This window comes from Streptosporangium sp. NPDC002544 (assembly GCF_040295965.1).
In the GTDB taxonomy this organism is placed as follows: domain Bacteria; phylum Actinomycetota; class Actinomycetes; order Streptosporangiales; family Streptosporangiaceae; genus Streptosporangium.
Map to the genome: position 1 here is coordinate 1 of NZ_JBEOWJ010000079.1, position 5671 is coordinate 5671.

General features: G+C 72.0%; 1 protein-coding gene. It reads right to left on the minus strand.

Features of this window, described 5'->3' with window-relative positions; translation table 11 throughout:
* On the minus strand, positions 1–5671 hold a 5671-nt coding region (locus tag ABT061_RS48120; RefSeq protein WP_350930424.1), incomplete at both ends, for an SDR family NAD(P)-dependent oxidoreductase.

The window sequence follows — 5671 nt, forward strand, 5'->3', positions numbered from 1 at the left end:
GGACCACATCCAGCAACGACCAGTCCACGAACGGCTCCAACGCCGCCGCACACTCCGCCATCCGCCCGGCGAACACCGCCGACTCCTCCAGCAGCCGCGCACCCATCCCCACCCACTGCGCCCCCTGACCCGGGAACACCCACGCCGACTTCCCATCCACATCGGCCACACCCGCGACCACACCGGGCAGCGACTCACCCGCGCTCAGCGCACCGACACCCGCCAGCAGCCCCTCACGATCCCCACCGACCACCACCGCACGGTGGTCGAACAGCGACCGCGACGACACCAGCGACGACCCCACATCCACCAGACCCAGCTCAGCCCGGGCCTGCAGGTGCGCCGTCAATCGACCGGCCTGTGCCCGCACCGCGTCAGCCGTACGGGCCGAGATCACCCAAGGCAGCACACCGCCTGCCGGACCGGCAGGCTCGTCGACCGCCGGCTTCGCCGCCTCCGGCCCCTGCTCCAGGATCAGGTGCGCGTTGGTGCCGCTGATCCCGAACGACGACACCCCAGCCCGGCGGGGGTGATCGGCCTGCGGCCACTCGGCCGGCTCGGTCAGCAGTTCCACCGCGCCCGAGGCCCAGTCCACATGCGACGACGGCTCGTCCACATGCAGCGTCCGGGGCAGCATCCCGTGCCGGAGAGCCATGACCATCTTGATCACACCGGCCACACCCGCCGCGGCCTGGGTGTGCCCGATGTTCGACTTGATCGACCCCAGCAGCAACGGCCGGTCCTCCGGCCGGTCCTGACCGTAGGTCGCCAGCAGCGCCTGCGCCTCGATCGGGTCGCCCAGCATGGTGCCGGTCCCGTGCGCCTCGACCGCGTCCACCTCGGCAGGGGACAGCCCGGCGACGGCCAGTGCCTTGCGGATCACCCGCCGCTGAGAGGGGCCGTTCGGCGCGGTCAGCCCATTGGACGCGCCGTCCTGGTTGATCGCCGATCCGCGGACGAGCGCGAGCACCTGGTGGCCGTTGCGCCGCGCGTCCGACAGCCGCTCCAGCATCACCAGACCGACACCCTCGGACCATCCGATGCCGTCCGCCGAGTCGGAGAACGCCTTGCAGCGCGCATCCGGTGCCAGCCCGCCCTGCTCACCGAGCTCCCCGAACGCCGCGAGGGTCGATATGACGGTGACACCGCCGGCCACCGCGAGCGAGCACTCCCCGTTACGCAGGGCCTGGGCCGCCATGTGGATGGTCACCAGTGACGACGAGCACGCGGTGTCCACCGTCACCGCCGGGCCCTCCAGGCCCAGGGTGTACGAGATCCGGCCAGAGGCCACGCTGGCCAACTGCCCGGTCATGATGTGACCGCGAGACTCCTCCCCAGGCATGTAGCCCGAGCCGACGGAACCGATGAACACGCCGGTGTCGCTGCCCCGCAACGAGTCCGGATCGATGCCGGCACCTTCGAGGACCTCCCAGGCGGCCTCCAGCAGCAGCCGCTGCTGCGGATCCATCGCCAGCGCCTCACGCGGGGAGATCCTGAAGAACTCCGCGTCGAACTCGGGCGCGTCGAAGACGAACCCGCCCTTCAGGTCGAGGTCCCCATGGACCTGCCAGCCGCGGTCGGTCGGCAGCGGGGTGATGGCGTCCTGCCCCTCGATGACCAGCCGCCACAGATCCTCCGGGGAGTTCACCCCGCCGGGATAACGGCAGGCCATCGAGACGATGGCGATCGGGTCGTCCCCGACCGAGACCGTGGCCACCGGCAGGATGGCGTCGCCGTGCGCGCCGAGCACCTCGCTCAGCAGGTACTCACCGAGCACGGTGGGGGTGGGGTAGTCGAAGACGAGGGTGGAGGGCAGGCGCAGCCCGGTGGCGGCGTTGAGCCGGTTGCGCAGCTCGATCGCGGTCAGCGAGTCGAAGCCCAGCTCACGGAACTCCCGGCGAACCTGCACCGCCTCCAGCGAGGGATGCCCGAGGACCGCGGCGGCCTGAGCCCGGACCAGATCGACCACGAACCGTGTCCGGTCGGCCTGCGTCAGTCCGGCCAACTGCCGCAGCAGTGCACCCTCGCCGGGGGCGGGCGCCGACGCGGCCGTACGACGGGTGCCGCGCACCAGACCGCGCAGCAGCGGCGGGACCTGCTGAGCGGGCATCGCCGGCAGGTTCAGCCGCACCGGGACCACGAGCGGTGAGTCCGAGCCGATGGCCGCGTCGAGCAGGGCCAGTCCCTGCTCGGTGGTGATCGGCGGCAGCCCGGCGGCGGTCATCCGCTGCACATCGGCCTGTGACATGTCCCCGGTCATCCCGGTGGCCTGCGCCCACAGTCCCCAGGCCAGTGACAGTCCCGGCAGTCCCTGCGCCCGGCGCCGTGCCATCAACGCGTCCAGCCAGGCATTGGCCGCCGCGTAGTTGCCCTGCCCGGCGTTGCCCATCAGCCCGGCCAGCGAGGAGAACACCACGAACCCAGCCAGATCCATCTCCTGGGTCAGCTCGTGCAGATGCCAGGCGGCGTCCACCTTCGGCCGCAGCACGGTGTCCAGCCGCTCCGGCGTCAGCGAGGCGATCGTCCCGTCATCGAGGAGCCCGGCCGTGTGCACCACCGCGGTCAGCGGATGTTCGGCATCGACCTGCGCCAGCAGCGCCGCCACCTGATCCCGGTCGGCCATGTCGCACGCCGCGACCGTGACCTCGACCCCGTGCGCGATCAGCTCGGCCCGCAGCTCCACCGCACCCGGAGCCTCCAGACCCCGGCGGCTGGCCAGCAGCAGATGCCGCATCCCGTGCTCGGCCACCAGATGCCGGGCCACCTCCGCGCCCAGACCACCGGTGCCACCGGTGATCAACACCGTGCCCTCCGGCTCCCAGCGCCGGGGCATGGTCAACACGATCTTGCCCGTGTGCCTGGCCTGACTCATGAACCGGAACGCCTCCCGGCCCCGGCGCACATCCCACGCCGTCACCGGCAACGGCCGCAACTCACCAGCGGCGAACAGCTCCATCAACTCGGCCAGAATCTGCCGCAACCGCTCAGGCCCGGCATCCAGCACGTCGAACCAGTGATACTCCAGCCCCGGGAAGCGGTCCTGCTCGCGGATGTCGAGCTTGCCCATCTCGATGAACCGGCCGCCCGGACGCAGCAGCCGCGCCGAGGCGTCGATGAACTCCCCGGTCAGCGAGTTGAGCACCACATCGATACCCCGATCACCGCACACCTGGGAGAACTGCTGCTCGAACTCCAGGGTGCGCGAGGAGGCGATGTGATCGTCCGGGATGCCCAGCGAACGCAGAACGTCCCACTTGGCCGGGCTGGCCGTGGCGAACACCTCGACCCCCAGCCGCTGGGCCAGCTGGATCGCGGCCATCCCGGTCCCACCGGTGCCCGCGTGCACCAGCAGCGACTCCCCCTCCCGCAGCCCGGCCAGATCCATCAGCCCGTAGTAGGTGGTGAGGAACGCCACCGGAATCGTCGCCGCCTGCTCGAAGGAGACCCCGTCGGGGATCTTGGTCACCCCACCGGCACCGGTGACCACCACCGGGCCGAAGCCACCTTCGGTCAGACCGACCACCCGATCTCCCGGACGCAGGTCGTCGACCCCGGGGCCGACCTCCAGCACCACGCCGGCGGCCTCACCACCCATCAGGCCGACCTTGTCCTGGAACCAGCCCAGCGCGTTCAACCCGTCCAGCAGGTCCCGGAAGTTCACCCCCGCCGCACGCACCGCCACCCGCACCTGCCCGGCCTCCAACGGCTCGGCCGCCTGCGGGAACGGAAGCAACTCCAACGCGTCCAGACTGCCCTTGGCCCGGCTGCCCAGCCGCCACGCCACCTCACCGGCCGGCGGCAACAGACCCGCCCCCGACACCAGCGACGCCAACCGCGGCACCCGCACCCCACCCTCACGCACCGCCACCTGCGGCTCGCCGGAAGCCAGCAGGCCGGCCAGCAACCCGGGAATCGCGGCCCCCAGCGCACCGGGCGAGGCCTCATCCGCGCCCGGGTCCGCGTGCTCGTCTCCGTACTCATCCGGCCCCAGGTCCACCAGCGCGAACCGGCCCGGGTTCTCCGACTGCGCGCTACGCACCAACCCCCACACCCCGGCCGCACCCAGATCCGCCACCGGCTCACCCTCAACGGCGGCCACCGCACCACGAGTGACGATCACCAACCGCGAACCAGCACACCGCTCATCGGCCAGCCACCCCTGCAACAGACCCAGCACCCCAGCCGCCATCGCACGCGCCGAGACCACCGCATCCCCGGCCGACCCGGCCGCGACCTCGGCCAGCACCACCTCCGGCACCGGCCCCACCTCGGTCAGCGCCGACAGATCCCGGTGAACCGTCACCGACTGTCCGACCGACTCCCACGCCGCCGCGAGACCCAAGGCGTCCGGCTCGAACCCCGAGAAACCGACCACCGTCACCGGCGCCGACTCAGCCACGGAAACCTCGGAAAGCGGGCTCCAATCCAGCCGGAACAGCCCATCCCGCTCCGTCACCTGACCACCACCGGCGGCGGCGAGCTGATCAGGAGTGAACGGGCGCAGCACCAGCGAACGCGCCGACAGCACCGAATCCCCGGCGGCGTCCACCGCCGTCAGCGACACAGCGTCGTCGCCCGTCCGGAACAGTCGCACCCGCAGCATCGCCGCCCCGGTGGCCTGCAGGCTCATCTGCCCCCAGGAGAACGGCAACCGGCCACCCTCCACCGGCTCCAGCCCGACGAAGGTCACCGCGTGCAAGGCCGCGTCCAGCAACGCCGGATGCACCCCGAACGAACCCGCGTTCGACGCCGCCTGCTCGGGCAGCGCGACCTCGGCGAACACCTCGCCGTCGACACCACGCCAGGCCGCTCGCAGCCCCTGGAACACCGGGCCGTATTCGAACCCGCCCGCGGCCAGTCCCTCGTACACCCCGTCCAGCCCGATCGCGGTCGCGCCGGCCGGCGGCCACACCGCCGCGTCGAACGGCTCGGCATTGGGAGCACCGGTGGCCGAAGCACCGACGGCCAGCGTGCCGGTGGCGTGCCGCACCCACGGCACGTCATCGGCGGCCTCGGCAGAGCGGGCGTAGACGTTCACGCTACGGTGGCCCGACTCCTCCGCGGCGCCCACCCACACCTGCACCGCGACGGCATCGGTTTCGCCCAGCACCAGCGGCGCGGTCAGGGTCAGCTCCTCGACCACCTCGCAGCCGACCTGGTCACCGGCCCGGATCGCCAGCTCCAGGAACCCGGTACCCGGGAAGATCACTGTTCCGGCCACCGCGTGATCGGCCAGCCACGGATGCGACGAGAGCGACAAGCGGCCGGTCAGCAGCACCCCATTGGAGTCGGCCAGGCCCACGGCGGCGCCCAGCAACGGGTGCCCGGCGGCGGCCAGCCCCGCCGCGGCCACATTCCCCACCTGGGAACCCGCCCTCGCAGGCCAGTACCACTGGTGCTGGAAGGCGTAGGTCGGCAGGTCCACCCGGCGCCCGCCGGGCAGCACCGCCCGCCAGTCGACCTGCACGCCGCGGACGAACAACTCGGCCGCCGAGACCAGCACCCGGTCCAGCCCGCCGTCGTCGCGCCGCAGCGTCCCGGCGATCACGGCCTCCGCCGCGGCCTCATCCACGCATTCCTGGACCCCGACCGTCAGCACCGGATGCGGGCTCACCTCGACGAACACCCGATACCGCTGCTCCAGCAACTGCGCCACCGCCGGCGCGAAGCC